Origin of the sequence: Microcoleus sp. FACHB-1515 (assembly GCF_014696105.1) — a bacterium.
Lineage (GTDB): Bacteria > Cyanobacteriota > Cyanobacteriia > Elainellales > Elainellaceae > JAAUTJ01.
In genome coordinates this window covers 82400-108647 of sequence record NZ_JACJPO010000041.1, presented here as the reverse complement: position 1 = coordinate 108647, position 26248 = coordinate 82400, and the positions used below count along the sequence as shown (strand labels likewise).

The 26248-nt window shown below is 53.4% G+C and carries 22 protein-coding genes; 14 read left to right on the top strand and 8 right to left on the bottom strand.

The features are described 5' to 3' along the window. Positions 1–370 precede the first annotated feature (370 nt). From H6F67_RS14675 to guaD, 3 genes are all read left to right on the top strand, one after another. Positions 371–2788, top strand: coding sequence for a GH116 family glycosyl hydrolase (locus tag H6F67_RS14675; protein WP_190767358.1), 2418 nt, complete (start codon positions 371–373; stop codon positions 2786–2788). 232 nt (positions 2789–3020) lie between these two features. Beyond that, entirely contained in the window at positions 3021–3347 is a 327-nt protein-coding gene (locus H6F67_RS14670) for a carbon dioxide-concentrating mechanism protein CcmK (protein WP_190767357.1), read from the top strand. 64 nt (positions 3348–3411) lie between these two features. Next, a complete protein-coding gene (gene guaD / locus H6F67_RS14665) occupies positions 3412–4740 on the top strand; it encodes a guanine deaminase (RefSeq protein ID WP_190767356.1) in 1329 nt (442 codons plus the stop codon). 10 nt (positions 4741–4750) lie between these two features. Here guaD and H6F67_RS14660 read toward each other — a convergent pair whose 3' ends face one another. Then, positions 4751–5677: a LysR family transcriptional regulator gene (locus H6F67_RS14660; RefSeq protein WP_313926832.1), complete on the bottom strand. Its 927-nt coding sequence runs from the start codon at positions 5675–5677 to the stop codon at positions 4751–4753. A 204-nt stretch (positions 5678–5881) separates the two neighbouring features. Here H6F67_RS14660 and H6F67_RS14655 point away from each other — a divergent pair, with 204 nt between their 5' ends. The 5 genes from H6F67_RS14655 to dcd all read left to right on the top strand — a co-directional run bounded on the left by H6F67_RS14655 (position 5882) and on the right by dcd (position 9418). Beyond that, entirely contained in the window at positions 5882–6208 is a 327-nt protein-coding gene (locus H6F67_RS14655) for a hypothetical protein (protein ID WP_190767355.1), read from the top strand. A gap of 169 nt (positions 6209–6377) precedes the next feature. After that, positions 6378–6995 (top strand): hypothetical protein, encoded by a 618-nt coding sequence (locus tag H6F67_RS14650; RefSeq protein ID WP_190767354.1) that lies wholly within the window; start codon positions 6378–6380, stop codon positions 6993–6995. Positions 6996–7117: 122 nt separating this feature from the next. Continuing rightward, positions 7118–7603 carry a pentapeptide repeat-containing protein gene (locus H6F67_RS14645; RefSeq protein WP_190767353.1) on the top strand — a complete coding sequence of 162 codons (486 nt, stop codon included), beginning with the start codon at positions 7118–7120 and terminating at the stop codon, positions 7601–7603. Further along, a complete protein-coding gene (locus H6F67_RS14640) occupies positions 7603–8712 on the top strand; it encodes a 5-(carboxyamino)imidazole ribonucleotide synthase (RefSeq protein ID WP_199304429.1) in 1110 nt (369 codons plus the stop codon). Before H6F67_RS14645 ends, H6F67_RS14640 begins: the two co-directional genes overlap by 1 nt. Before the next feature lie 121 nt (positions 8713–8833). Next, positions 8834–9418 (top strand): dCTP deaminase, encoded by a 585-nt coding sequence (gene dcd / locus H6F67_RS14635; protein ID WP_190767352.1) that lies wholly within the window; start codon positions 8834–8836, stop codon positions 9416–9418. Here the strand turns inward: dcd and H6F67_RS14630 are convergent. Next, positions 9415–9996: a transglutaminase family protein gene (locus H6F67_RS14630; protein WP_190767351.1), complete on the bottom strand. Its 582-nt coding sequence runs from the start codon at positions 9994–9996 to the stop codon at positions 9415–9417. The two genes, dcd and H6F67_RS14630, sit on opposite strands and share 4 nt — an antisense overlap. A gap of 173 nt (positions 9997–10169) precedes the next feature. On the opposite strand from H6F67_RS14630, the gene H6F67_RS14625 reads away from it, so the two are divergent. Next, positions 10170–10835 (top strand): DUF305 domain-containing protein, encoded by a 666-nt coding sequence (locus H6F67_RS14625; RefSeq protein WP_190767350.1) that lies wholly within the window; start codon positions 10170–10172, stop codon positions 10833–10835. Positions 10836–10849: 14 nt separating this feature from the next. Here the strand turns inward: H6F67_RS14625 and H6F67_RS14620 are convergent, their stop codons facing one another. Next, the gene (locus H6F67_RS14620) at positions 10850–12247 is read right to left on the bottom strand and encodes a hypothetical protein (protein ID WP_313926831.1); all 1398 of its coding nucleotides are present in this window, start codon (positions 12245–12247) and stop codon (positions 10850–10852) included. Between the two features lie 83 nt (positions 12248–12330). On the opposite strand from H6F67_RS14620, the gene H6F67_RS14615 reads away from it, so the two are divergent. Continuing rightward, a complete protein-coding gene (locus tag H6F67_RS14615) occupies positions 12331–12498 on the top strand; it encodes a hypothetical protein (protein WP_190767349.1) in 168 nt (55 codons plus the stop codon). A gap of 107 nt (positions 12499–12605) precedes the next feature. Then, complete coding sequence (locus tag H6F67_RS14610) at positions 12606–13517, top strand: M14 family zinc carboxypeptidase (RefSeq protein ID WP_190767348.1); 912 nt, start codon at positions 12606–12608, stop codon at positions 13515–13517. Positions 13518–13586: 69 nt separating this feature from the next. On the opposite strand, the gene asnB is transcribed toward H6F67_RS14610, so the two are convergent. Continuing rightward, positions 13587–15617, bottom strand: a complete 2031-nt coding sequence (gene asnB, locus H6F67_RS14605; RefSeq protein WP_190767347.1) for an asparagine synthase (glutamine-hydrolyzing) — start codon at positions 15615–15617, stop codon at positions 13587–13589. A 186-nt stretch (positions 15618–15803) separates the two neighbouring features. Between asnB and H6F67_RS14600 the strand changes: the two genes are divergently transcribed. Continuing rightward, complete coding sequence (locus H6F67_RS14600; protein ID WP_190767346.1) at positions 15804–16574, top strand: DUF1028 domain-containing protein; 771 nt, start codon at positions 15804–15806, stop codon at positions 16572–16574. 272 nt (positions 16575–16846) lie between these two features. Further along, on the top strand, positions 16847–17128 hold the full coding sequence (locus tag H6F67_RS14595) for a hypothetical protein (protein ID WP_190767345.1): 282 nt from the start codon (positions 16847–16849) through the stop codon (positions 17126–17128). Positions 17129–17167: 39 nt separating this feature from the next. Here the strand turns inward: H6F67_RS14595 and H6F67_RS14590 are convergent, their stop codons facing one another. Beyond that, positions 17168–21085, bottom strand: a complete 3918-nt coding sequence (locus H6F67_RS14590) for a PAS domain S-box protein (RefSeq protein ID WP_190767344.1) — start codon at positions 21083–21085, stop codon at positions 17168–17170. 182 nt (positions 21086–21267) lie between these two features. Next, positions 21268–22152: a YsnF/AvaK domain-containing protein gene (locus H6F67_RS14585; RefSeq protein WP_190767343.1), complete on the bottom strand. Its 885-nt coding sequence runs from the start codon at positions 22150–22152 to the stop codon at positions 21268–21270. 263 nt (positions 22153–22415) lie between these two features. Here H6F67_RS14585 and H6F67_RS14580 point away from each other — a divergent pair, with 263 nt between their 5' ends. Beyond that, the gene (locus tag H6F67_RS14580; RefSeq protein ID WP_190767342.1) at positions 22416–24248 is read left to right on the top strand and encodes an ABC transporter ATP-binding protein; all 1833 of its coding nucleotides are present in this window, start codon (positions 22416–22418) and stop codon (positions 24246–24248) included. Positions 24249–24272: 24 nt separating this feature from the next. Here H6F67_RS14580 and H6F67_RS14575 read toward each other — a convergent pair whose 3' ends face one another. Further along, positions 24273–24830, bottom strand: a complete 558-nt coding sequence (locus tag H6F67_RS14575) for a Uma2 family endonuclease (RefSeq protein WP_190767341.1) — start codon at positions 24828–24830, stop codon at positions 24273–24275. 22 nt (positions 24831–24852) lie between these two features. Then, positions 24853–26160: an aminopeptidase P N-terminal domain-containing protein gene (locus tag H6F67_RS14570; RefSeq protein WP_190767340.1), complete on the bottom strand. Its 1308-nt coding sequence runs from the start codon at positions 26158–26160 to the stop codon at positions 24853–24855. Positions 26161–26248 lie beyond the last annotated feature (88 nt).

The following is a 26248-nucleotide window of genomic DNA, read 5'->3' as shown; positions in this document are numbered from 1 at the left end:
CGACTATCAGAAACAAACCGAAAGCATCAACGATCGCGGGATTTCACTGAAAAGAAGCATAAAAAATTTCCGGGAGAAAAGTGAAACGCTCAGTAAATCCTCATATAAAAAATCGCTCTTCCGGTGGTTCTTAATCAACGCTTCATAAAATTGAGCCTGCGAAAAAAATTAAATTTGTCAACCTGTATAATTACTATTCAGTAGTTTCACTACTTCAACCTGCTCGATCGCGTCCTCTACTGACGATTAATCAAAGCACTAAAGCACCAAACTGAGGGGTAAAACCCCTTGTCGCAAATAATGCTCAGTGTTTTTGCCGTTGACAAACAGTCATCGCAGCAAATCGATCGCCACGCTGTAGAATCGGGAGATGAAAAATTCTGCCCGCCCGGAAATTCCTGCTGCTGCCTGGACGCGATCGATCGGCCAAGGCTGGGAAAAGCCCTACACCGTTCGCTATGCCAGCAATCTCGACGATGGCCCCTGGCACGGAATGCCCTTGGGCGGCTTTGGGGCGGGCTGTGTTGGGCGATCGCACCGAGGCGACTTTAATCTGTGGCACATCGACGGCGGCGAACACTGGTTCGAGTCGATGCCTGCCTGCCAGTTCAGCGTGTTTGAGCAGGTGGAAGGTGAAACGGGGCGAGCATTTGCCTTGTGTACGGAGCCTGCGACAGATGGCAGTTTGGGCGCGTGGCAGTGGGATTCGGCAGTCGGGACAGCCGACAGCGGCAGCTATCACGCTTTGTATCCGCGTAGCTGGTTTGTCTATAAAAATGGATTGGCGGCGAATTTAATTTGCGAGCAGTTTTCGCCAATTTGGGCGCACAACTATCAAGAGGCAAGCTATCCGATCGCCCTCTTCAACTGGACAATTGAAAATCCAAGCGATCGCCCGATCACGCTGAGCATCTTGCTTTCCTGGCAAAACATGGTTGGCTGGTTCACCAACACGCTCAAGTCGCCCGACGTGAAGATGCGGGATGATGGCAGTCCGGTTTATGAATATCAGCCGCGCATCCGCGAAAGTGCGGGGAACTTGAATCGATTGTTGAAAGCGGGCGATCGCATTGGCTGCGTTCTCGATGGCAGCTTTGAAACTGCGGCGGAAGGCGATGGACAGTGGGCGATCGCCGCTCAAGCTGCAAATGCCGAGCTTTTCTATCACACGCGCTGGAATCCGGCAGGGGACGGCAGCGATTTGTGGCAAACTTTCGCGCAAGATGGAGCGCTGGCGAACCATGCCGATGAAACGGCGGCGGCGCAAGGAGAACAGATTGGAGCGGCGATCGCCGTCCGCATCACCTTAACTCCGGGTGAAGTGCGATCGATTCCGTTTGTGCTGGCGTGGGATTTTCCCGTCACTGAATTTGCCGCAGGCGTTGAGTATTTCCGGCGCTACACCGATTTTTTTGGACGCAGCGGCAAAAATGCCTGGGCGATCGCGCAAGCTGGACTCGACCACTATCAAAACTGGCGGCAGCAGATTTGCGATTGGCAGCAGCCAATTTGCGATCGCGCTGACTTGCCCGACTGGTTCAAGATGGCCTTGTTCAACGAGCTTTATGACCTGACGCAGGGCGGAACCTTGTGGAGTGCGGCCAGCGATCGCGATCGGTTCGGGCAGTTTGCCGTGCTAGAGTGCATTGACTACCGCTGGTATGAAAGCCTGGATGTGCGGCTGTATGGGTCGTTTGCGCTGCTGATGCTGTGGCCGGAACTCGACAAAGCCGTATTGCGATCGTTTGCCCGCGCCATTCCGCAGTCGGACGATCGCACTCGCGTCATTGGCTACTACTTCGTGCAGAAAATGGAAAGTCCGCACGCGCTGCGAAAAGCAAAAGACGCCACGCCGCACGACTTGGGCGCACCGAACGAACATCCCTGGGAGCAAACCAACTACACCAGCTACCAGGACTGCAACCAGTGGAAAGACTTGGGCAGCGATTTTGTTTTGCAGGTGTATCGCGATTTTGTGTTGACGGGCGGAACGGACATCGAATTTTTGGCGGAATGCTGGGAAGCGATCGCCCGAACGCTTGCCTATCTCAAAACCTTTGACTACGACAACGACGGCATCCCAGAGAATTCCGGCGCACCCGACCAAACCTTTGACGACTGGCGACTGCAAGGCGTGAGCGCCTACTGCGGCGGCTTGTGGCTGGCAGCGCTGGAAGCGGCGATCGCGATCGGAAAAATTCTGCTGGCGAATTTTTCCGCAGTTCCGTCTCAGTACAAAGCATCGCTTGAATATTTGCGGGAAGCGATCGCCACCTACCAAGCTTGGCTCGCCCAATCTCAACTTGTCTACGCAACCTTGTGGAACGGTCAATACTACCGACTCGACACGGGCAGCGGTTCCGATGTCGTCATGGCCGACCAGCTTTGCGGCCAATTTTATGCGCGACTGCTGGGACTAGGGGACATTGTGCCTCCAGAACAGGCGCGATCGAGCCTCAAAACCATTTACGAAGCCTGCTTCCTCAACTTCCACGACGGCAAATTCGGCGCAGCCAACGGCCTCCGCCCCGACGGAACCCCGCTCAACCCCAACGACACCCACCCGCTCGAAGTCTGGACAGGCATCAACTTCGGTCTTGCTGCCTTCCTCCACCAGATGGACATGCATGAGGAAGCCATGCGCCTCACCTCAGCCGTCGTCCACCAAATCTACGAAAACGGCCTCCAGTTCCGCACCCCCGAAGCGATCACCGCAGCCGGAACGTTTCGGGCGAGCCACTATCTAAGGGCGATGGCAATTTGGGGAATTTTGCTTGTGAAGGGATGAAGGATTAAGGATGAGGAATGAAAGGGGAGCGGGCAACACGAGGGTCGCGGTCGGCATACCGATGCGTAGCGCCACATTGCAGCCTACAGATATGACCTTTGGGAGTCCAGAGGGTGGAACCCTTTGGTGGGGTTAGAGGTTTGGAGAAGGGGTGAAACCCCTGTCTCCAAGGGTCGGCGGATCGAAAATAGCAAGTAATCAACCGTCCGAAAAGCTATTGGAGACAGACAGTATGGCGATCGCAATTGGCATGATTGAAACCGCAGGCATTCCCGCCGCGATCGAAGCAGGCGACGCCATGTGCAAAGCTGCCCAAGTCACCCTCGTCGGCTACGAAAACACCGACCTGGGGCGCATCACTGTAATCATTCGCGGCAACGTTGCCGAAGTCCAAACTGCGATCGCAGCGGGACTCAACGCCATCACGACGGTTAACGGCGGCGAAATCCTATCTCATCACATCATCGCCCGCCCCAACGAAAACCTCGAAGTCGCCTTGCCGATCGGACACGGAACCGCGATCGACCTAATCCAATTTCCCCCACCACTTTCGCCCTGAATGAACAGAATCGATCGCGCCAGATCTGCTTAAAATTGTGAGCGATCGATCGAACTGCCAACTTATGCCGTCTTCCTCAGCCAAAGCATTCCGCGCTGCATTTCTCGACTTCACGGACGATCCATTTTTTACCGACGAAGCGCAAAGCGTCCGCTATTTTGCAGATGGGTTGTTAGTCATTGAAGCGGGCAAAGTTAAGGAGTTGGGAAATTATGAGAAGTTGCGATCGAAATACCCAAATATTCCAACAACCGACTACACTGGCCTGCTGATCCTGCCAGGGTTTATCGACACGCATATCCACTTTCCGCAAACCGAAATGATCGCCGCCTACGGCAAACAGCTTTTGGAATGGTTGAACAAATTCACTTTTCCAACCGAGCGCAAATTTCAAGACAAAGCCTATGCAAAAAAAGTTGCCTCAATATTTTTGCAAGAGCTTTTGCGGAATGGAACAACAACAGCTTTGGTGTTTGCAGCGGTATTTCCAGAATCGGTCGATGCTTTTTTTGAAGAAGCCGATCGCCTCAATCTGTGCATGATTGCAGGCAAAGTGATGATGGATCGCAACGCGCCCGACTTCCTCACAGACACCGCCGAATCGTCTTATCAAGAAAGCAAGCAACTGATCGAAAAATGGCATCACAAAAATCGACTGCGCTATGCCGTTACTCCAAGATTTGCGCCAACTTCAACCGATGAACAATTGCAGCTTGCCGGAAAATTGCTGTCAGAATATCCCGATGTTTATCTGCACACTCATCTTTCCGAAGATGTCAATGAAATCGCCTGGGTAAAAGAACTGTTTCCGCAGGCTGATGGATATTTAGATGCTTACGATCGCGCTCATCTCGTCACCAATCGCTCGATCTTCGCGCACGGCATTCACTTAACCGAAACGGAATTTCAGCGCTTGTCAGAAGCAGAGAGCGCGATCGCCTTTTGCCCCACTTCCAATTTATTTTTGGGAAGCGGTTTATTCAACCTGGAACGAGCAAAATCCATTCATTCTCCGGTCAAAGTTGGCATGGGAACCGATGTCGGCGGCGGCACAAGTTTCTCGATGCTGCAAACGCTGAATGAAGCTTATAAAGTTGTGCAGCTTCGACGACAGAAATTGTCGCCATTTCAAGCATTATTTCTGATAACATTGGGCGGGGCAAAAGCGCTGCGATTAGAAGATAAGATCGGCAATTTTGATGTAGGAAAAGAAGCGGATTTTGTGGTGCTGAATTTGCGATCGACTCCCATCATGGCCTTACGAAACCCTGAAACTTTGCCAGATTCGATCGAAGAACTGGCTGACCGAATCTTTAGCCTGATGATCATGGGAGACGATCGCGCCGTTCACGCCACCTACATTCTGGGTGAATTGGCTTACGGCCAAGCCTGAGCGACTGTAATCAGAGCGATTTCGAGAGCGATCGGGCTTCTTCCTTCAGCACATCCAAAAACGCAAACACAGCCGGAACATGCAGCGCATCCGCTAAAACTGCGATGCCAATCACGCGAAATAGCGGTTTTGGCAAGCTAAAAACCTGTAGGTTGGCGGGAATTGGAGCCGCCGCCAAGCGCGGCAAAATGGTTGCGCCCAACCCTTGAGCGACAAGGCTGACGATCGTGGCATCCGTATCCATTTCATACGCCACCTTCAGCGGATAGCCATGTGCGAGGCAGTGCTGCCGGACGCTCATCATCATCACGTCGTCCGGCGGCAAAATGAACGATTGGGCAGCCAGTTCCGCCCAGCTTAGCTGCGGTTTGGCAGGCCGAAAGTTCGGCGGCAGCAGAGCAACAAACTCATCGCGCAGCAGTTCCCAGGTGGTGAATTCCTCACTCGCAGGCAGATACGTGAAGCCGATGTCCGCCTGACCTTCGCGCAACGCCTGCTCGACATGCGGATAGTCTTCGCGTTCGCTGAGGCTGACCGCGATCGAGGGAAACCGCTGATGAAACCGAGCGATCACCTGCGGCATCAACCGCGCCGCCACGCTGCGAAACGTGCAGATTCGTACCTGTCCGCCTTCGAGTCCTTTCGCAAGATCGGCCTCATACTGAATTGACTCGATCCGCTGCACGATTTCGCGAGCATGGGTGACGATGCGATCGCCAGTGGGAGTCAACCGCGCTCCATACCGTCCGCGCGACAGCAAAATCACGCCAAGCTGATCTTCCAGCGTGGCGATCGCGTGACTGACGGCAGACTGCGACATTTGCAGATTGAGGGCGGCTTCGCTGAAGTTGCCCGCATTTGCCACCGCCACCAAAATGCGGAGTTGAGAAAGCTTCAGTTGGCGATTGGTTCGCAGGCTGTCGCTAGCGCGGCTCACAGTTCTCTTGATAGCAATAAAAGTCTATTGTCAACCGTTTTGCTCTGACTGACACAAAATTTGTCTCTCGCTTCAGGCAGATTCCGATCGATTGATCTATCGATGTTCCTCATGTCAGCGATTCAAGTTTAAGCTGGTTTTTCTTTAACAGAGAAAATAGAATAAAAATGTATTAAAAATGACAAATTGGCTGAGGAAACGCATATGAAATCTTCAATGAATTGGAAGGAATATCAGGAACTCGAACTGATTACGCCGCCAAGAAAAAGCCTAAAGCAGAAAATTCAGGAATTTTGGCAGGCGGTGGTTGCTGACCTGAAAGGCTCAACCGAACCGCGCTTGTGGCAGTCGATCGATGCCAGCGGCCAAACCTGGTGGAACGGTTATGATCCGACATCGGGTCGATCGGTTCACCACCTGAGCGAATCTGACGTGCTCACCTGGCTTGAACAGCGTCACTACGGCCACACCGAGTTCGATCAGCCGAAAATGCCGAGAATTCGCCGCAGCCAGTATCAAGTAATGCGCTAGGGGATTGCTCAACCGATCGCCGCGCCAAAAGCAGCCTTTGCCTTCGCTGGAATGATCCAGCGGGGGCAACATTTTTTAGGGGCTGTGATCGATCGACTGGAGATAGAGGCGAGCGAATCTAAGATGTGCCAAACTGTGCCGAAAAGAACTAAAAATCAAGGCCAAAATCATGGCAAGCGAGCCACGAGACAGATTGAGCCAAGCTGCATCCAGCCCAAACCTTCAGGCGAGCATCCGGCTGCAAGACGAGAACGCTCTGCTGTGCGAACAAATTGCCATGCTTTCCGCAGAGCTTGCCGCCAAAGACCTTGAACTGCAAGCATTTGAGCAAGAATTAGCCATCGCCAACCAAGAACTTAATCTACTCAACCAAGAACTGCTAGCAAGCGCCAAATCGCCGCTTGCTCAAGACCCAACCTCTCTTTTGTTTCAGCGGATTGCAGATGTCCTGGCTGATCCTCACCTGCTTGCTCTGCCTGAAGCCAAGCAGCTTGCCCAAGACTTGCAACTGCTTAAAAGCCTGAGTAGTCGAGTGCTCGCGATTTTGCTTAGAGAAATCGATCGCCACTCTGCCAAACCCGATTTGACCCATTCAGGCTTTAAACCGAGCAGCCAGAAACCGCAGTGTGATCGATCGAAATTTATCGATCTTGGCGCACAATTCATCATGCTTCAAGCTCGCTATCGGCAGCTTCAGCAGATGCTTCTCCAGCATCCGCAATCCTCCCAATCCCAAAATTTTGAGGGGGGGGGAAAGCTTCTAGAATGTATTAAATTCGGGCATTAGAGCCGTTTTGTCGAGTCAGAAAAAGCAATTTTTTTCAAGCGAATCGAAGGGCGATCGAGCCGATCGGGTCAACGAAATGCCCTGATCCTGTCAAGATAGAAAAAACACGCCCGCATCTTGTCATGATCATTCGCTGGTTGGCTACGATTTTGCTGCTGTGCATCACCTGCTGGAGTTTGCCTGCCTTGGCAGACTGGACAATGCCAATGTCGTTTAGCAATGCGGAACTCAAAGGCCACGATTTTTCCGGGCAAGAACTGCAAGGCTCAGAATTTTCCAACGCCAATCTGGAAGGAGCAAACTTTCGCGATGCCGATGTGCGCGGCGCGGTTTTTAGCGCCTCCGTTTTGACGCTGGCCGATCTACACGGTGCAGATTTCACGAACGCGCTGGCCGACCAAGCCAAGTTTGACGGTTCCGATCTCAGCGATGCCAACTTCACCGAAGCGATTTTGCTGCGATCGACCTTCGTGGACACCAACATCACCGGAGCCGACTTCACTGAGGCAATTCTCGATAGCGCTCAGGTGAAAGAACTCTGTGCCAGAGCAGACGGCACAAACGCCAAAACGCAAGTAGACACTCGCGAATCGTTGGGCTGTCGCTGATGCGCGTCGGTGTGATTGGTGGCGGACAATTGGCCTGGATGATGGCGACGGCAGCGCGATCGCTCCACCTCCAACTGATCGTGCAAACGCCTAAGCCCGACGATCCGGCTGTCGGCATCGCGGACGACGTGATTTTGGCGGCGATCGACGATGCCCAAGCAACGGCAGCACTCAGCGATCGCTGTGACGTGATCACGTTTGAAAACGAATTTGTTGATTTGGAAGGGCTGCGATCGATCGCGCAAACAGGCGTTCAATTCTTTCCCCAGCTAAGCGTTCTTGAACCGCTCCTCGACAAATACGATCAGCGACAGTTTTTTCAAACTATTGGCTCACCCGTTCCCAGATTTGCGGCGATCGAATTGACTGATTCAGCCGCACTGAGTCAATTTGGCTTTCCGGTGGTTCTCAAAGCGAGACGACACGGCTACGACGGACAGGGAACGTTTATTTTGCGATCGCCCGACGCCGCATTCCCAAATCTCAAGCAGCCGCTTCTGGAAGAATTTGTGCCGTTTGAGCGCGAGTTGGCCGTGATGGTGGCGCGATCGCAACAAGGCGAAATCGTCACCTATCCGGTTGTCGAAACGCAGCAGCACGATCAAGTGTGTCGGCGCGTTTTGGTGACGAATGATTTGTCGATCGAAATTCAGCAAGCCGTAGAAGCGATCGCCCGTCAGTTCGTCACGTCCCTGCAAGCGGTCGGAATTTTTGGCATCGAGCTATTTCTGACTTCCGATCATCAGGTTTTGGTCAACGAAGTCGCGCCGCGCACGCACAATTCCGGCCACTTTTCGATCGAAGCTTGCGAAACTTCGCAGTTTGAGCAGCAGCTAAGAGCGGTTTGCGGTCTGCCGCTCGGTTCAACTGCGATGAAATCCGCCGGAGCCGTGATGGTGAATTTGCTCGGTTACGAGTCGTCGCGATCGAACTACGCAGATGTGCGCGATCGACTTGCCGAACGTCCGCAAACCTTCGTCCACTGGTACGGCAAGGAATCGCGCCCCGGTCGCAAACTCGGTCACGTCACGGTTTTGCTCGGCAGTGGCGATCGAGCGCAGGCGATCGAGCAGGCGGAGGCGATCGAGGCGATTTGGTATCCTGACTGACTCAGACTGCATCTGGCGAGTTTGCTTTAATGGAAAGAGGATCTTTGACTAGATCTTTCTACGGGTAGCGGTTAAAGTATTCTCCTGAACTTTCGCGACGCTAGATAGCTAAGAGGATGTTATGCTCAAAAACGATCGATGGATTATTGAACAGGCCGAACGCGGCATGATCGTGCCGTTTGAGCGATCGCTGATTCGCCAAATTGACGATCGCCGCGTGATTAGCTACGGCCTCAGTTCATACGGCTACGATTTGTCTTTGAGCGAACTGGATTTTCGCGTGTTTCGGCACATTCCCGGCACGATCGTAGACCCGAAGCGCTTCAACCCCAAGAACCTCGAAAAAGCCGATCTGCACATTGACGAAGACGGCTCCAGATATTTCGTCATTCCCGCCAACGCCTACGGACTCGGTGTCAGCCGCGAGCGCGTCGCCATGCCCAGCAACGTCACCGCCATTTGCTTAGGCAAATCGACGCTGGCTCGCTGTGGCATCATCGCCAACATCACGCCGATCGAATCGAGTTGGGAAGGCTACATCACCCTGGAATTCAGCAACGCATCGAGCGCCGACTGCCGCATCTATGCTAACGAAGGCGTCGTGCAGCTACTTTTCCTGGAAGGCGAACCCTGCCAAATCACCTACGCCGATCGCGCTGGCAAATATCAAGATCAGCCGCAAGCCGTAACGCTGGCTCGGATTTAGCAATTCGCTGGCGATCGATCGGGTAAGTTCTGCAAAATCGCTTCTAGAGTTTGATGCATTTGCAAAGCGTTCACGACGATCGCCAGCGGTTGAGCAAAAATTTCAGGAAAGTCAACTTCTCCAGGCTGGTCGGCGCGGTAGGCAAGCTGCTCATGGGGCGGCGAAAAGTGCGTGTGGAGGTCGGCGCGATTGCCTCTCGCATCGACGCGATACCAGCCAAATTCATTCAAATAGATCGCGTTAAAACCGTGCAGGCAAAACTTTGTACCCGTTTCATCCGCCCACAACCGCTGATAGCAAAAGCCAGCGGGAATTTGATTCGCTCTGAGCAATGCCGCCAGCAAATGACTTTTGGCATAGCAAAATCCGGTTTTGTGCTTCAGCACGTCAGAAGCGGCACAAGTGACTGGATTCAGCGAATCGTCGTAGCTGTGGCGAATTTCATCTCTCACCCATTCAAAGCAAGCTTTCGCGATCGCCAATAAATTTTGATGCGGGCTAGCGATCGATCGAGCCAGTTCCAAAATCGTTGGATTTTGCCAATCAATTATCTTGCTCACTTCAAGGTAAGGTTGCATTCTGCTTTCGCGTGAAAGATAATCCTAATTCTCTCAATTTCAGCGATCGATCAAACCCTAGAAACGATCGCTTCCCCAATTCCGAATTCCCGACTGGTACAGTTCAACAAGCTTGACTCTCCAGTCTACTAGAGCATTTAGCATTGAATAAAGTAGCACAGCAGACAAAAACCATGAAGCTGAAAAATCCTTTACTGGCAATTCTTCTGACGGGAACACTGGCGCTGGCCGCTTGTTCTCATCAATCCGCTCATTCCCCAACTGCTGAGACTGCCCAAAATTCAACGCCAGAAATGGATCACGGTGCGATGCACGGCGTGGATCATTCGATGAACATGAATTTGGGACCGAAAAATGAAACGTTTGATCTGCGTTTTATTGACGGCATGATTCCCCATCATGAAGGCGCAGTGGTGATGGCGCAAGAAGCACTGCAAAAATCGAATCGATCGGAAATCAAGCAGCTAGCTCAACAAATTATTGACGCGCAAGAACGCGAAATTTCTGAACTCAAATCCTGGCGACAATCGTGGTATCCCGATGCCCCTGCTGAGCCAGTGATGTATCACGAACAGATGAATCACGACATGCCAATGTCAGAAGAAATGCGATCGAACATGATGATGGATGTCGATCTCGGTGCTGCCGACGATCAGTTTGATTTGCGGTTTATTAACGCGATGATTCCACATCACGAAGGGGCGATCGACATGGCAAATCAAGCTCTGCAAAATAGCGATCGCCCTGAAATCAAAACGCTTTCGCAATCGATTATCGACAGCCAGCAGCGCGAAATCGATCAGATGAAGCAGTGGCGACAAGCGTGGTATAGACAGTAGTTCGATCGCGTGAACTAGCGACCAAATCCGGTTTTTTGCGCCTTCTTTGCCTTTGGTTTTGACTTGTTGACTTCTGCGATCGCGTCCTCAAACAAAGTGTGCAGATGAATCGGGACGCTGGCGATCTCTGGCAGTTCTGGCTCGATCGCTTTGCCCTGTTCCGCCAAAACCGCTGCGAGGTCGGCAATCTGAAAGTCGGGACGGTTGAGGAAATCTTGCAGAACGCGCTCGATCGCCTGCGGATATTCCTGAGCTAACTGCTGCCAAACAAAATAGTTGATGCTGGGATCGGTGAGGTAGTGGCGCACCAGCTTCTCCGATCCCTCAACGCTGCGCCAGTCGTCCGCTTGCAGAACGGCTTTGAAGCGATCGTGCAGCGGTAGCAGCATTTGTCCCCAGCGCGGATCGGCCAACACCGTGACGGATTCCGCCTTTTTGATCGCGTCGGGAAGTTGCACTTGCGGAGCCATCATTTTCGCAGCAGCTTGGGGATTTTTGAGGGCTTGCTTCATGACAGCAGCATCGACTCCGGCTTCTTTCGCAGCTTCGGCCAGTTCTTCCTCGCTCATGTCAGTTTCGGCCACCAGGTCAGCGATCGATTTTGACTCATCGATTCCCGCTTCCGCGAGTTGCCGCTTTGAAAGCAAACTGCTGAACTCCGTCATTTTCTTATTCAGTTCGTAACCGGACATCGCGACTCGATCGCTGCCAAAAAACTCCAAAAACGCATCGTGATACTTCACCACCGACTGCCACGCCTGCTCCAGCAGTTCGGGCGCATCGCTGTAGAGCGAAGCTTTGTGCGCGTCGCGGAAGTTGCCGATCGCCACTGCCAGCTTGGGCTTGCCCAACTTGCCTAGGAAGGTGACGGGAGCCGACAGCATCCACTCGTTCCCGACGGGTGCAATCCGAGTTAACACAATTTCTCCGGGCTTCAGCCGTGCGAGATCGCTGGCGTCTTTGTCGCTGGCAGGCTTCACGATGTAGTGCTTGTTGGTGAGCCAGTTCACCCACTCAAAGCCGTCCGGCAAAATCTCCTCAACGGCAAACAGTCCGGTGAAGCTGCGCTTCCAGCTTTCGACCAAGGTGCGATCGCTCTGGGACAAATCTGGATGCGCTGCCAAAAACAAATCGATCGGCGTTTGCCCACCGACGCGCCCCTCCGTCAAAAACGCATCGACAATCAAAGCTTGGGGAATCGTGCTTTTTTGGGCACGGGTGCGATCGGCAGCATAAGTTTCAAGGGCTTGTGCCAAGTCGTCTTCGGCATCCATCACAAAATCGAGCAGCGCTTGCTTCAGGCTGTGAGCTTGCGCGATCGTCGCATCCACCATTCCACTTTCCGGCTCAACCCTTCTAGGGTACAGCAGGGGTTGGGGATTCAGGCTAAAGTTAACCTTTTCTCGATTCACGCCTACTTCACAAGCTAGATGTTTCGATCGAACTCGACAGCGCATCATAGCCAATAAAGCAATTTCAATTTGAGGAAAATATCATGGCAGAAACCAAAGATTCTGAAAATCTCGTCCCGACCGGAGTGCAGCGCGACAGCGAAACCCCAACGCCCAAAAAGCCCTCGGTTCTCTATATCGCCGGAATTGTAATCGGAACGCTGACGATCGTGCTGTTGGCCGTTCAGTCGTATTACAACGTCGCTCGTTAATTGAGTTGAAAATGCGTTTTGGAGGGGGGCGATCGTGCCCCTCTTTTTTTGCATTTCTACAAAGTGTTTGTTATAACGCAAAAGGGAAGAATTTATGAGTTGGTATCATGAATTGGATTGATCTAAAACAAATTGATACATTAATTCAAGCGACGAAAACTTTAAGAGCTTCTGTTGAGGAGATTGGTATATCGGGTGAGGGTCGATCGATTTATGGAGTCACAGCAGGAAGTGAACAGGCAAATCGTACAGTGGTGATTGTGGCTGGGCTTCACGCCGATGAAATGATTGGGTCACTAACTGCCCTATCAATTCTTCAAACGCTTGTTCGTAATTTGCCGTCAACAGTTCGATTTCGTATTGTTCCTGTAGCCGATCCAGATTTTCTGTTTCGGAACGTCAGTCAATTATCTGAAACTGTAAATTTACAAGAGCTACTGAATCTTAATCATCAACGCGATTTAGAGGGACATTTCACAACAGATACCTACCCTGAGTGTGTAGCAATTCGGCGGTGGATTGAGCAGTTCGATCGAGTTGATGCCTATTTCTCTTTGCATTCTGCTCATTGTATTAGTCCAGGATTATTTTTTTATGTAAGCAGCGCTTCTAATGTGAGCTGGGTAAACAAAGTTGCCAATCAGGTTACCGCTACAACACCAAATTGGATTCCGTTACTTTCTCAAGACCCAACTGGACTTTCCAAGAAAGCTCTGTCTCCAGGTTTTTTTGAGCTAGATATCCCTGAACGCACGAGCTTAAGTGATTCTTATGCTGACAATTCACTTGCTTTTGTAACGCATCGATTTCAGCCAAAATATGTTGGAGTCTCAGAAATGCCTTTGGCAGTTTGCCCTGCTCTAGGCCAAGCTTCCCTTGCTGAGATTGACCAGTGCAACCGAGTCTTTAAGCAGACAGGACACACAAACTATTCATTTCAAGAAATTGCTTTAGACACTCAACTTCGCATCATGAGAAGCTGGATTTGGTCAGTTATTAAAAACGTTGCAGCAGCCTAGTGAATACAGTAGAGCATCAAAGAGATGGAATGTGAAATATAGCTAAATACTTACGATCGCCCCCCACCCTCACACACTCACCAACACAGGCTCAGCCTTCCACCCCAATTCCCTCGCTCGATCGCGCCCCAGTTTCGGTAAATCAGCCGCGACAAACTGCTGGTGCATCATCTGAACACTGAGCAGATGGTTGATGATCGCATCGAGGCGGGTGCGATCGCTATTCGACGTGTTGCTGTCGCTGTGCTGCTGGAGGATTTGGGCAACGGCTTGGGCGTCGAGCAGTCCGGCAGATGCGATCGCACTTTCCGACAGATACTCGTTGGCAAGATTGAGCATGGCGGCTTGCTTGAGGCGATCGGTGTGGGCGGGGGGAGCCATGAATGCGAATTTTTGGCGGTTGTAGAGCGTTTCGGGTAGAACGCCGCGCATCGCTTCACGCAGAACGTACTTATCGCGACGGTTGCGAAAGCGCATTAAGGGCGGCAGCGTCACGGCAAATTCGGCCAGATGGTGATCGAGGAAGGGGGGACGGGCTTCCATCGAGTTTGCCATATCGACGCGATCGCCCGCCCAGCCGAGGACTTGCGACTCAAACTGCGTTTTGATCCAGACATATTGCGCCTTATCGAGGGCGTGACGACCTTCGAGTTGGGCGCGATCGAGCGTCGCGGCAACGGCACTTCCGGGCGAATAGTTTTGCGTCTTAGCGCGATGGTCGGGATGCAGCAGCGGGGGGACGGAGGCGGCAGCGGTCAGCCAAGATTGCAAACTGCTGGGCGTGAAGCCAACGACATCCGCGAGGGCGGGATCATCGATCGGATTGGCGGCGAGCAGGTTGCCTTGAAAGATGCGGTTGCTTGCTTGCAGCCATGCTTCGAGGTCGGCGCGTTCTTCGGGCGTGGCGTCTTTCATGCCGTGCCGAATCATGTCGAGCCGCAGTTGCGGATATCCGGCGAACAGTTCGTCTGAGCCTTCGCCTGTAAGGACGACGCGGAATCCGGCTTTGTGGACATGCTCGCTGAGTAAAAGCTTTGAGATGGTGAAGGTGTTGTAGATGCTGCGTTCGGTGTGCCAAATCGTGCGGGCAAACTGCTCATAAAGCTGGCCGCCGCGAATCGAAATCACGTCCTGATCGGCTCCAACCGCCTCCGCCATTTCGCGAGCGATCGCCGTTTCGTCATAATCTTGGTCGTCAAATCCGATCGTAAAAGTCTTAATCGGAGCTTGCCGACAAGCCGCCGCGATCCCCAAAATTGAGCAGGAATCAATCCCGCCGGACAAATAGCAGGCGACCGGAACATCCGCTTCCAACTTCAGTTGAATCGCGTTGATGAAGTAGCGGCGCAGTTCTTCGATGTAGTATTCGTCTTCGAGCGTTTCGCGCTCCTCCAGTCGAGGAAAGTTGAGATCCCAATACATCTGCGTGCGGACGTGAAGGCGTCCATCGCGGCGATCGACGATCACCATCTGTCCGGGCAAAACCGCGTGAATTCCTTCAAATGCCGTCGTTCCGGGAACCATGAGCTGCATTAGCTGGTGATACAGTCCCTCGGATGAAATGCGTCGCTGGACGGCAGGATGAGCGAACAGCACTTTGATTTCCGACCCGAACACCAAGCCTTCCGGCGTCATCGTCCAGAACAGCGGCTTGACGCCAAATCGATCGCGCACCAAGGTCATCCGATCGCTCGACCGCTCGTACATCGCGAAGGCAAAATCGCCGCGCAGATGCGGCATTGCGCCTTCTAAGCCAAATCGATCGCTCAGGTGGATCAGCAGTTCGGTGTCGCTTTTCGTTTGGAAGCGGTAGCCGCGTGAAGTGAGGTCGGCGCGGATGCGCTGGTAGTCATAGAATTCGCCGTTGTGGGCGATCATCACTTGGCGATCGGCAGACAGAAACGGCTGGCGTCCGCGTTCGGGGTTGAGGTCGATAATTGCGAGGCGGGCATGACCAAATCCAACTCCGCGATCGTCCATCACCTTCATGCCGCAGCCATCTGGCCCCCGGTGCGACTGAATCGCCGCCATCGCCAGCAGCACTTCAGGATCGACTGGACGTGAGGGGTCGTGATTCATGACGCCAGCAATACCGCACATAGAGTTTTGGAAATGGTTAAGGAATAGTAAACCAGAATCGTAGATCTACGGTTCTGTTGCATTTGTCGCAAGGAAGACAATTGAGCCGCTGCGCCGAAAAAGATGGCAAAGCGTCAAGGGCTACACATTTTGCGATCGCCGTCTGGTGCTATTGGTACGAAATATTAAGAAATTGCAGGAAAGATTATGACTTTCTCGATCGTCGCCTGGGATGCCGAAACCCAAAAAACCGGAATTGCTGTTTCCACCAAGCATCTTGCAGTGGGTGCAATGGTTCCCCACGCGAAAGCCGGATTCGGCGCGATCGCCACGCAGGGGCAAACCAATCCGCTGCTGGGAATTCACGGTTTGCAGCTATTGGAACAGCGATCGATCGACGAGGGCACGATCGACGAGCTTTCAGTTGAAGACATCATTCACCTGCTGCTCAGAGATGATCCGCAGCGACACGATCGCCAGCTTCACCTCGTCGATCATCACGGCCACACCGCTGCTTGGACAGGACAAAACTGCGTCGGCTGGGCGGGACATCTCACCTTTTCTGGCTTCTCAGTGGCGGGCAATATGCTCGTGGGCGAACAAGTTTTAGTTGCGATGGCGGATGCCTATCAGGAACATGAAGGCGTCGAGTTTTGTGAGCGACTGTTGCGATCGCTGGAAGCCGGAGAAGCGGCTGGCGGCGACAAGCGCGGTCGTCAATCTGCTGCGCTTTACGTGATGCATCACGACATTTATCCGCACCTTGATTTGCGGGTGGATCACCACAACGAACCGATCGCGGAACTGCGCTTTTTGTTTGAAGAATCGCGCAAAGAATACTATCAGTCTTTCCGGCAAACGATGCCTTCACAAAACTGGCATTCGCATACGGAAGTCGCGAATCAGCTTGCGAGCGAAGTGAGAAGTGCAATTCGCGAGAAGCGATCGCCGCAAGAAGCGGTCAAAACGAGTGCTTAAGCGATCGCCTCTTGACTGCGCTTTGCAAATGCTGTAATGTCGTTCCCTAATGCTGCAATTCGCAGCAGTTCAAGTCCGAAAACGCCTACGGCCTAGCCGTCGCGACTTGAAGCTGGTACGAACAGACTTCAAGCCGCTAACCCGTCAAACTGATTACCCCAGTCTGAGCAGGCTATGGAGATTTTACCCTCCTGGCCGCCCCGATTGTTCTGTTTTGACATTTTGGGGCGGCTGGGCTGAGGGCTTTCCTACCCAAATTCAAGGAAAACCTCATGAATAACGACAATTTGTCGCGTCGCGATCGACGTGACAGCCGACCGCTGATCCAAATTCCGTCTGCGGTGCGGTTTCGAGATGACCGTCGCCACCCGATCAAGCATCTCCTGATCGGTTCACCGGAAGCCGTCCAGATCACGCAGCAAACGCTAGAGATTTTGCGCTATGCCGACCTGCGCGACTGGGCGCTACCGCTGCCGCTGGGTGAACCGTTTAAGGTTGCGCCTGCTCCGGGTGATGTGATCTCGACGCTGATTCGCTATTTGGCGATCGAGTAGTTCTGCTAGCGGCGATCGCGGGTGCAGTGTCTCGACAATTCATCCCACCAACTGCGCGATCGCCCCGGTCAGCAAATCCGGATCGATCGGCTTTGCCAAATGTCGCTGATAGCCTGCTGCCAACATCTGCTGCTGATCGCCCTCGCTGGCATAAGCCGTCAGCGCGATCGCCGGAATCTTTGCCGCCTCAGACTGCAAGGCGCGAACTTGCGCGATCAACACATAGCCATCTGCTTCAGGCATACCAATATCGCTCACCAGCAGATCAAATCGATCGTGCTGCAACGCTTCGATCGCCTGCGCTGTCGAATCCACTGCGGTTACAATCGCGCCTTCCTGCTCCAGCAAAACCGTGAGAATTTCGAGCGAATCGAGTTCATCATCAACCGCCAGAACGCGAATTCCCTGCAAATCTGCGATCGCATTTTCCAGCAGCGGCACGATCGGCTGCGCGATCGGCATCAGGGGCAACTCAACGGTAAAGGTCGCGCCCTGCCCCTCGCCTGCACTTTCCGCCGTAATCGTGCCGCCGTGCAGTTCCACTAGCTGCCGCACGATCGCCAACCCCAGCCCCAACCCGCCAAACTTGCGCGTTGTCGAGCCGTCCTGCTGCCGAAATGCCTCGAAGATATAAGGCAAGAAGTTAGGCGAGATGCCTTTGCCAGTGTCGGAGATGGTGAGGCGGGCGGTCGGTGCAGCGTGTGCCGAATCGGATTTTTCGATCGCCACCACTTCCAATTGCACTTGCACTCGTCCGCCGTTGGGCGTGAACTTAATCGCGTTGGACAGTAGGTTCCAGACAATTTGCTGAAGTCGGCCAGCATCACCCAGGACAGTGCCGACCTGCGGATCGAAATCGGTGTCGATCGCGATCGCCTTCGCTTCGGCGGCGAGGCGGACGGTTTCGAGCGCCGACTGAATGACTTCGGTCAAAGAAACCGAATCGAGATTTAGCGTCAGCTTGCCGCGAATTATTCGCGAAACATCCAGCAAATCGTCGATGAGCTGCACCTGAAGCTGCGCGTTGCGCTCGATCGTGGCGAGGGCGGCGTTGCGCTTGTCTGGCGCAAAGGAGCGCGTTTGCAGCAGCTTTGACCAGCCCAAAATCGGGTTGAGCGGCGTGCGAAGCTCGTGTGACAGAATGGCAAGAAATTCGTCTTTGATGCGGTTGGCGGTCTCGGCTTGTTCACGAGCGGCTTGCTCTTGGGCAAGCAGGCGCGATCGCTCCACTTCAATTTGCTTTTGCTCGTGAATGTCCGTGCAGGTTCCAAACCACTTGACAACGCAGCCTTGGTCATCTTTGAGCGGAATGCCCTGTCCAAGAAACCAGCGATATTGCCCCTCGGCGCTGCGAAAGCGATATTCCACTTCGTAGAAGCTGCCCGTTTGTACAGCAGTGAACCAGCGCTTGTACGCCGTTTCGAGGTCGTCGGGATGGACGATCGCCAGCCAGCCCGATCCCAATAGTTGTTCCTGATCCAGTCCGGTATAGCGGCAAAACTGCTGGTTGACATATTCGTTTTGACCGTCGGGCGTCGTCACAAACACAAATTGCGGAATCGCTTCGGCCAAAATTCGGTAGCGAGCTTCGCTATTGCGTAAATCCGCTTCGGCCTGTTTGCGATCGCTAATATCCGTCGAAATGCCAATCAGCCCGATCACATTGCCCTGCTCGTCGCGATACGGCGATTTCACCGAGAGATAGACGGTGCGGCGATCGGACATTTCCAGAATTTCCTCAAACTGAAGGGTTTCGCCGCTGTCTATTATCAAGCGATCGTTTGCCATGATTTGCTCGGCAGCTTCGCGAGGCTGGCAAAACTCCAGCGCGGTTTTGCCGATCACGTCTGCTTCCGGCTTGCCGATCGCCGCGATCGCGGCAGAGTTTGCCAGCAGCATTCGCCCGTCGCAATCTTTGACATAGATCAGCGTTGTGGTGGACTCGTTAATCGTGTTGAGAATGGCGTTGCTTTGGTGCAGCGCAATTTCGATTTGTTTGCGATCGCTAATGTCAAAGCTGATGCCGGAATAGCCTAAAAATTCGCCAGATTCATCAAAGCGCGGCAAGGCGTAAGATTCGATCCAGCGATATTGCCCGTCAGCACGTTTGACTCGCGTTTGCGCTTGAAACGGCAATCGATCGCGCAGGGCAGCCAGATAAGCCGACACATACGCTTCCTCATCGTCTGGATGCAAATTCAGCGTCCAGCCAAATCCTTGAACTTCTGCCAGCGTTTTGTCAAAAAACTCTAGATATTGGCGGTTAACATATTCGCAGCCACCGCCTGTGTTGTTCACCCAGATTAAAGTGGGGGCGCTGTCAGCCAGCACCCGAAAGCGGCGTTCGCTTTCTTGCAGCGCGATTTCGGCCTGCTTGCGATGCGTAATGTCGCGCACCACGCCAAGCATTCGGACGGGCGTTTGGTCTGGAGCCAGCGTAAACTGGCCGTTCGCCTCGATCCAGCGCCATTCTCCATCTGGACGGCAAATGCGATAGACCGTATGAAAGCCAGTGCCAGATTGCAAGCCAGCGGCGATATCCTGCTCGAAGGTGGCGCGATCGTCCGGGTGAATAATTCTGCTGAAAAATTCTGCTTTGCTCGGCGCGAGATCGTCCGGCGGCTGACCGAAAATTTCATACATCCGCTGGTTTTCCCAAACCACGATGTCATTGACCATGTCCCAATCAAAAATGCCCAGTCCTGCCGCGCTAGTGGCGATGCTGAGCCGCTGTTCGCGCTGACGCAACGCTTCTTGATTGCGGCGGCGATCGGTAATTTCCTGCACCATCACGTTGATGCCAATGGCGCGATCGCCTTGCTGCATTGGATAGTAGCTCACCAGCCAGTCGCGCAGCACGCCGGGCTGAGCGCGATTGGTGCCGCTCACTTCCAGATTGAGAATCGGTTTGCCCGTTTCCAGCACCTGACGATACAGCGGTTCAAGCTGGTCGGCCATTTCGGGAATGATCTCGCGGATTGTCCGTCCAATATGCTCAGCCGCAGGCAGACCGTTGATTTCCGCGAGATGATCGTTGATGCGTACAAAGCGAAAATTCGTGTCGAGAAAGCACAAGCCGATCGGTGCAGTTGCATAAATAAATTCCAGTTCGGCAAGCTGCTGTTGTGCAGTAATTTCACTGCGCTGCAAATCGAATTCAGATTGTTTTCGATCGCTAATATCCTGCGAGATCCCCAACACCTGCTGCACTTTTCCATCTGGCGTGCGAGTAAACACGCGATCTTGGCTGGAAAACCACCGCCATTCGCCATTCGCGTGCCGCATTCGATATTCGATCGACACCAGCAGATTATCCGGCGCAGCCTGAAGGCGATCGAAATGCTGAGGTAAACGAGCGCGATCATCTGGGTGCATCACCCGCGCCATAAAACCCGGCTCCATTACTTGTTCGGGTGCATAGCCGAGCAAATTTCTCGCCTGCTCGCTGACATACAGCGTTTGCCCCGTCATCACATCAATCAAATGCAAAACACCGGGAATCGTATTGATCAGATGGTCGGTGAACTGCTGATTTTGCCGCAGCGATTCGAGCATCGGCTGGTTTCCTTGCATCGTGACGAGTTGGGCTGCATTTGCCTGAATCTGCTGAGTCACATCGGCAAACGTGACGATTACGGCATCCGGGCGAGTCCGGGCTGTCCGTTGAAACAGCGGTTGCGAATCGATCAGCAGCCAGACCAAGCCACCGTCTGGTCGATACAGCCCCATCATCACATTTTGACAGGGCAAGCCCGTCCGCAGCGTTTCCATTGCCGGATGCGTTTCACCGGGAAAGGGCGCTCCATTGGGATGAATGGCCTGTGTGGAAAAATCGATCGAACTCCAGCCCTGCATTTGCTTTAGCGTCCAGCCCAAAATCGTCTCGGCACTAGCGTTACACGCTTCGATCGAGCCGTCCGCCCGCTGCATGACCATTGCAGTTTTTGGAACAGCCAAGATTGAGCGATCGAGCTGGCAAGCGACAGGGTTTAAGAGTTCGTCCACAGGCGCGATCGAGAAGATTCAGGTAAATTTCTGCTATTGTCCTCATTCTAAAGGGCGATCGCAAATCAACCATAGAAACGCAAAAAGGCGGCCTGTTGTGCAGACCACCTTGAGAAGTAAACGAGTGCTAGACGCTAGATGCGATCGGTTTGTCCGTCGATCGTGCGGTTGACAACCGGATTGCCCTGCGTGTCGATGTCGAGTTCTTCGCGACGAATCGTTTCTTCGGCTTCGACCGTTTCGCGATCGACTTCTTTGCGGACGCGCACTTCTTCGCGCACAAACGCTTCCTTCTGAATATCAGCCGCTTCTTCATACACTTCGACACGAGCGACTTGGTTGGTTCCAAAGTCGGCATCAGCCGCAACGCGCGTCTCAGTCGGCTGCACGCGCTCAATCACAACGCGCTCTTTCTCAACGGGAACTGCGACATGTGCCGTTTCAGTTTCGACATGCTTGCCGATCGCCACTTCACCTGCTTTTTGGCGAGTTTTGTTGGCAACAATCCGCTCTTCATACAAGCGCATGTAAGCATCACGGCTGGCTTCGCGAGCTTTTTCCCAGGGCATTGCGGTTCCCGCTGTGGCGTGCGTGGCTTCGTAGTCGCGCTTGAGATCTGGCTCAACTTCTTCAAAAGTTTTTTCGCTGTCGCCATAGCGTCCAAAGCCTTCGTAGCCCGCTTTGTAGGCTGGAGCGTAATCGTCATAGGTGCGGTCTTTCTCGACGTAGCTGCGGCTCGTATGGTTCGATCGCCAATATTCATCTTCCTGCGTGGGGTTTACGGCTTCAGCCGCGCCTTTGCCGACCAAACCGCCGACCACGCTGCCGATCGCTGCACCGACCACTGCTCCAATCGGGCCACCGACCACGCCGCCGATCGCCGCGCCTGCTGCGCCTGCGCCTGCTGCCCCAATGCCTGTTCCAACCGGATGTGCGCCCGGTTCACCCGTAATCGGGTCGGGATTGGAATCGGTCGGGTCAGTAAATCCAAAGCCTTTTTCTTTGTTTTCTTCGCTCATTGTTAACTTGCTCCTTCCCAAACATTTGCTTCGATAGTAACCGTCGCGGTTTTACTTGCACCTCTTCAAGAAGGACGAGCTTGAAATTACATCCGGTCTGTCAAGAGACGCAGAAAGTAAATGATGCGGAGAATTTTGATTTGAAGCTGAAATCAATTGCAGCGATCGCCTGATTTTTCAACTTTCCAATCGCCGTTTGATCTCAGCTTTTTCGACAGGTTCGATCGCATTCCGGGCATCAATTGGCACGCTATTGTAGACATATGACGATCGATTCTGCTCAAGCTTCTCAGCCTCGTAAACTTCAACAATTTCTTTCAATTTTTCAATATTGCGGTCGAGCGATCGCCCTCGTGTGGGAAACCGATCGCCTGCTCACCGTTTTGATTGCCGTTCTCACGCTAATCGGCGGCTTGCTGCCTGCGGCGATCGCGTATGTCGGCAAGCTGATTGTCGATGGCGTCGTTGTGGCGGCGCAGTCGGGAACGGTGAGCGATCGCTGGTCTGCGTTGGGATATTTGGCGATCGAAGGGGTACTGGTGGCCTTGCAGTCCGGCGCAAATCAAGGCTTGTCTTTGGGTCAGTCGATGCTGCGAATGCTGCTGGGCTACAAGGTGAATGTTTTGATTTTGGCGAAAGCCTTAACGCTGAGTTTGGCTTTCTTTGAAGACTCGGAATTCTACGACAAAATGACCAGAGCCAGACGGGAAGCATCCAGCCGACCGCTGAGCTTGGTGACTCGCACCTTTGGCCTCGTTCAAAGTACGCTATCGCTGATTACATTCGGCGGCTTGCTGCTGAATTTTTCCGTTTGGGCAGTGCTGATTCTGGTGATTGCGGCGATTCCCGCATTTGTGGCCGAAACGAAATTTGCGGGCGAAGCGTTCCGTTTGTTTCGCTGGAGAGCGCCAGAAGCGCGGCAGCAGCAGTATCTCGAATGGCTGCTGGGCAACGAAAATTCTGTCATGGAAGTGAAGCTGTATCAGCTTGGCTCGATGCTGCTCGATCGCTACCGCAACATTTTCAATCGCCTCTATTCAGAAGACCGCAACCTCGCCATCCGCCGCACAATCTGGAGCTATGGCCTCGGTCTGCTCAGCACGATCGCCTTTTACGGCGCATATGTTTGGATTGTGGTCGAAGCGATCGCGGGACGCATTACGCTGGGCGATTTGACGATGTATCTGGTTGTGTTTCGGCAGGGACAATCGACGTTTTCCGGTTTGCTCACGTCGATCGGCGGCATGTATGAAGATAGCCTTTACCTTTCAACGCTGTACGAATATCTAGAACAGGAAGTCCCTGAACCAACCGGATACGCCAAATGGGGACACGATCCGAGCGATGGCCTGCGGTTTGAGTCGGTCAGCTTCACCTATCCGGGCAGCGATCGACCCGCCTTGAAAAACGTGTCGCTGCATCTGCGTCCGGGTGAAAAACTGGCGATCGTGGGCGAAAACGGATCGGGAAAAACGACGCTGATCAAGCTGCTGACGCGCCTTTACAGTCCAGATTCGGGACGGATTCTGCTGGACGGACGCAACTTAGAGGAGTGGGATCTCGACACGCTGCAACGACGCATCGGCGTGATCTTTCAAAACTTCGCTCGCTATCAGTTCATCGTCGGGGAAAATGTCGGCATCGGGGATGTCCGCCACATTGACGACGAAAACCGCTGGCAGGATGCCGCGATCAAAGGCACGGCGCGATCGTTCATCGAAGAACTGCCGGAAGGCTATCACACGCAGCTTGGCCGCTGGTTCCAAAAAGGCCGCGAACTGTCGGGCGGACAGTGGCAAAAAATCGCGCTTTCACGGGCGTTTATGCGATCGAGTGCCGACATTTTGATTCTCGATGAGCCGACTTCTGCCGTTGATGCCGAAGCGGAAGTGCAAATCTTTGAGCAGTTCCGCGCCGTGACGCAAAATCAAATGGCGATCCTCATTTCGCACCGCTTTTCGACCGTCCGCATGGCCGACCAAATTATGGTTTTGGCGAACGGCGAATCGATCGAACAGGGCACGCACGAACAACTGCTCAAAGCCGAAGGACGCTATGCCCGTCTGTTCTCGCTGCAAGCCGCAGGCTATCGATAGCCGCGCCGCCTTTAGGCTAATTCTTCAGTCTTGTAGCCAGCCGAACAACGCTTCTACAGTCAGGCTGAAATCTTTGGCAAATTCGGGTGTGGGTAATTGGGCTTCAGGCTGATCGAAAACCTCCGTTGCTCGATCGCTTCGATAAACAAAAACTGACTGCTCAACGGGATCAATCAGCCAGCCCATTTGAGTTTGATGCTTCAAGCAGTGCAGAATGTTTTTCGTCACTTTGGTTTGGCTTTGATCGGGCGAGAGAATTTCGATCGACCAGTCGGGTGCGATCGAAAAAGCATTTGCAACGCTGCCATCTTCGTCTCGAAAAATGCGATTCCAGGTAAAAACTGAGATGTCAGGGACGATCGATCGCCCACCAAACGTACAGCGAAGCTCTGAGAAAGCGCGAGCCGTTTGCTGTCGCCTAAGAGCGGCATTAATTGCCGCTGCTAATTCCGTTTGAATCGCGCTGTGTTTTCCCTGCGGCATTGGCTTTTGAACAATTTGACCGTCGATGTATTCGCTGGCAGGTTTGGTTTCCGGCCTGGTGAGAAATTCCTCGATCGTCAGCGTGGGTGTTTGAATCATTTGCAGCCTCCTCGAATCACGCTTAGCGCTCTAGTTCAGCAACAGACTTTGGCACGTCCGAGGTTAGAATCTCGTGGCCTGCCGCCGTCACCAGCACATCGTCCTCGATCCGAATGCCGATGCCATGCCAGCGCGGATCAACTTCGGGCTGGCCTTCCACAGGCTTGATCGTCGGGGCAATGTAAATCCCCGGTTCTACGGTCGTCACCTGTCCGGGTTCCAGCGTGTGCGACGTTTCGCCATGCTGATAGACGCCGACATCATGCACGTCCAGGCCGAGCCAGTGTCCGGTTTTGTGCATGTAGAACGGCTTGTATTTTTCTTCTTTGATGATTTCGTCGCGATCGCCCTGCAACAACCCCAAATCCAGCAAACCCTCGACAATCACGCGCACCGCCGTTTCGTGAATTTGACTATAGGGATTGCCGGGATGAACTTGCGCGATCGCCTGTAGCTGTGCCTCCAGGACAATTTCATACAGCGCTTTTTGCTCTGGCGAAAACTGACCGTTAATCGGAAACGTGCGCGTAATGTCGCCGTTGTAATAGTTGTAAGAGCAACCTGCATCGATTAGCAGCAAGTCGCCGTCCTGCATCTGGCGCGTATTTTCGGTGTAGTGCAGGACGCAGGCATTGCCACCCGACGCAACGATCGACGGATAAGCTACGCCGATCGCGCCACGCATCCGAAACACATGCTCGATCTCGGCCTGCACCTGATACTCGAAGCAGCCCGGACGAGCAAACTCGCGAGCGCGATTGTGCGCTTCTGCCGAAATGGTCGCGGCTTTTCGCATCAATTCGATTTCCGCATCGCTTTTGATCAGCCGCAGCGGATGCAGCGTCGTTGCCGGATCTTCGATCGCCACTGGCCCGGTTCCCCGTTTGGGATAGGTGCGAATTAACTGCTGCCAGTGTTTGAGAACTTTGTCGTTGAACGTTCGATCGCGTCCCAAACGGTAGTAGATGCGATCGGATTTTTCCAGATACTGCGGCAGTTTTTCGTCCAGTTCCGCGATCGAATAGACGACATCTGCGCCGAACTGCTCTTTGGCCGCTTCGACGCCGACGCGATAGCCCGTCCAGGTTTCGCGATCGGGATCTTTTGGCTGCACGAAGAGAATAAATCGATGTTCTTCGTGATGCGGGGCAAGCACGGCAACGGCTTCCGGCTCATTAAATCCAGTCAGGTAAAAAAAGTCGCTGTCTTGCCGAAAGTTGTATTCGACATCGTTGTGCATCACGGCTTGCGGTGCGCTGCGAAAAATGGCCGTACCTTTGCCGATTTTTGCCATCAGTTGGGCGCGGCGGCGATCGAATTCTGGTTGCATAGCGGATCGATTGCGAGCGGTCTTCCCATACTTTATAGCCACTGCAACGGGAAGTGTGACGACTGCATCAGTGCAATCGCTCAACGCT

Excerpts from the sequence above, each read along its gene's own strand:
- H6F67_RS14640 (WP_199304429.1), top strand. The coding sequence starts at position 7,603 with ATGCGCGTCGGTGTGATTGGTGGCGGACAATTGGCCTGGATGATGGCG.
- H6F67_RS14645 (WP_190767353.1), top strand. The coding sequence starts at position 7,118 with ATGATCATTCGCTGGTTGGCTACGATTTTGCTGCTGTGCATCACCTGC.
- H6F67_RS14675 (WP_190767358.1), top strand. The coding sequence starts at position 371 with ATGAAAAATTCTGCCCGCCCGGAAATTCCTGCTGCTGCCTGGACGCGA.
- H6F67_RS14625 (WP_190767350.1), top strand. The coding sequence starts at position 10,170 with ATGAAGCTGAAAAATCCTTTACTGGCAATTCTTCTGACGGGAACACTG.
- H6F67_RS14630 (WP_190767351.1), bottom strand. The coding sequence starts at position 9,996 with ATGCAACCTTACCTTGAAGTGAGCAAGATAATTGATTGGCAAAATCCA.
- H6F67_RS14655 (WP_190767355.1), top strand. The coding sequence starts at position 5,882 with ATGAAATCTTCAATGAATTGGAAGGAATATCAGGAACTCGAACTGATT.
- H6F67_RS14595 (WP_190767345.1), top strand. The coding sequence starts at position 16,847 with ATGAATAACGACAATTTGTCGCGTCGCGATCGACGTGACAGCCGACCG.
- dcd (WP_190767352.1), top strand. The coding sequence starts at position 8,834 with ATGCTCAAAAACGATCGATGGATTATTGAACAGGCCGAACGCGGCATG.
- H6F67_RS14570 (WP_190767340.1), bottom strand. The coding sequence starts at position 26,160 with ATGCAACCAGAATTCGATCGCCGCCGCGCCCAACTGATGGCAAAAATC.
- H6F67_RS14615 (WP_190767349.1), top strand. The coding sequence starts at position 12,331 with ATGGCAGAAACCAAAGATTCTGAAAATCTCGTCCCGACCGGAGTGCAG.
- guaD (WP_190767356.1), top strand. The coding sequence starts at position 3,412 with ATGCCGTCTTCCTCAGCCAAAGCATTCCGCGCTGCATTTCTCGACTTC.
- asnB (WP_190767347.1), bottom strand. The coding sequence starts at position 15,617 with ATGTGCGGTATTGCTGGCGTCATGAATCACGACCCCTCACGTCCAGTC.
- H6F67_RS14670 (WP_190767357.1), top strand. The coding sequence starts at position 3,021 with ATGGCGATCGCAATTGGCATGATTGAAACCGCAGGCATTCCCGCCGCG.
- H6F67_RS14600 (WP_190767346.1), top strand. The coding sequence starts at position 15,804 with ATGACTTTCTCGATCGTCGCCTGGGATGCCGAAACCCAAAAAACCGGA.
- H6F67_RS14580 (WP_190767342.1), top strand. The coding sequence starts at position 22,416 with ATGACGATCGATTCTGCTCAAGCTTCTCAGCCTCGTAAACTTCAACAA.
- H6F67_RS14585 (WP_190767343.1), bottom strand. The coding sequence starts at position 22,152 with ATGAGCGAAGAAAACAAAGAAAAAGGCTTTGGATTTACTGACCCGACC.
- H6F67_RS14650 (WP_190767354.1), top strand. The coding sequence starts at position 6,378 with ATGGCAAGCGAGCCACGAGACAGATTGAGCCAAGCTGCATCCAGCCCA.
- H6F67_RS14610 (WP_190767348.1), top strand. The coding sequence starts at position 12,606 with ATGAATTGGATTGATCTAAAACAAATTGATACATTAATTCAAGCGACG.
- H6F67_RS14575 (WP_190767341.1), bottom strand. The coding sequence starts at position 24,830 with ATGATTCAAACACCCACGCTGACGATCGAGGAATTTCTCACCAGGCCG.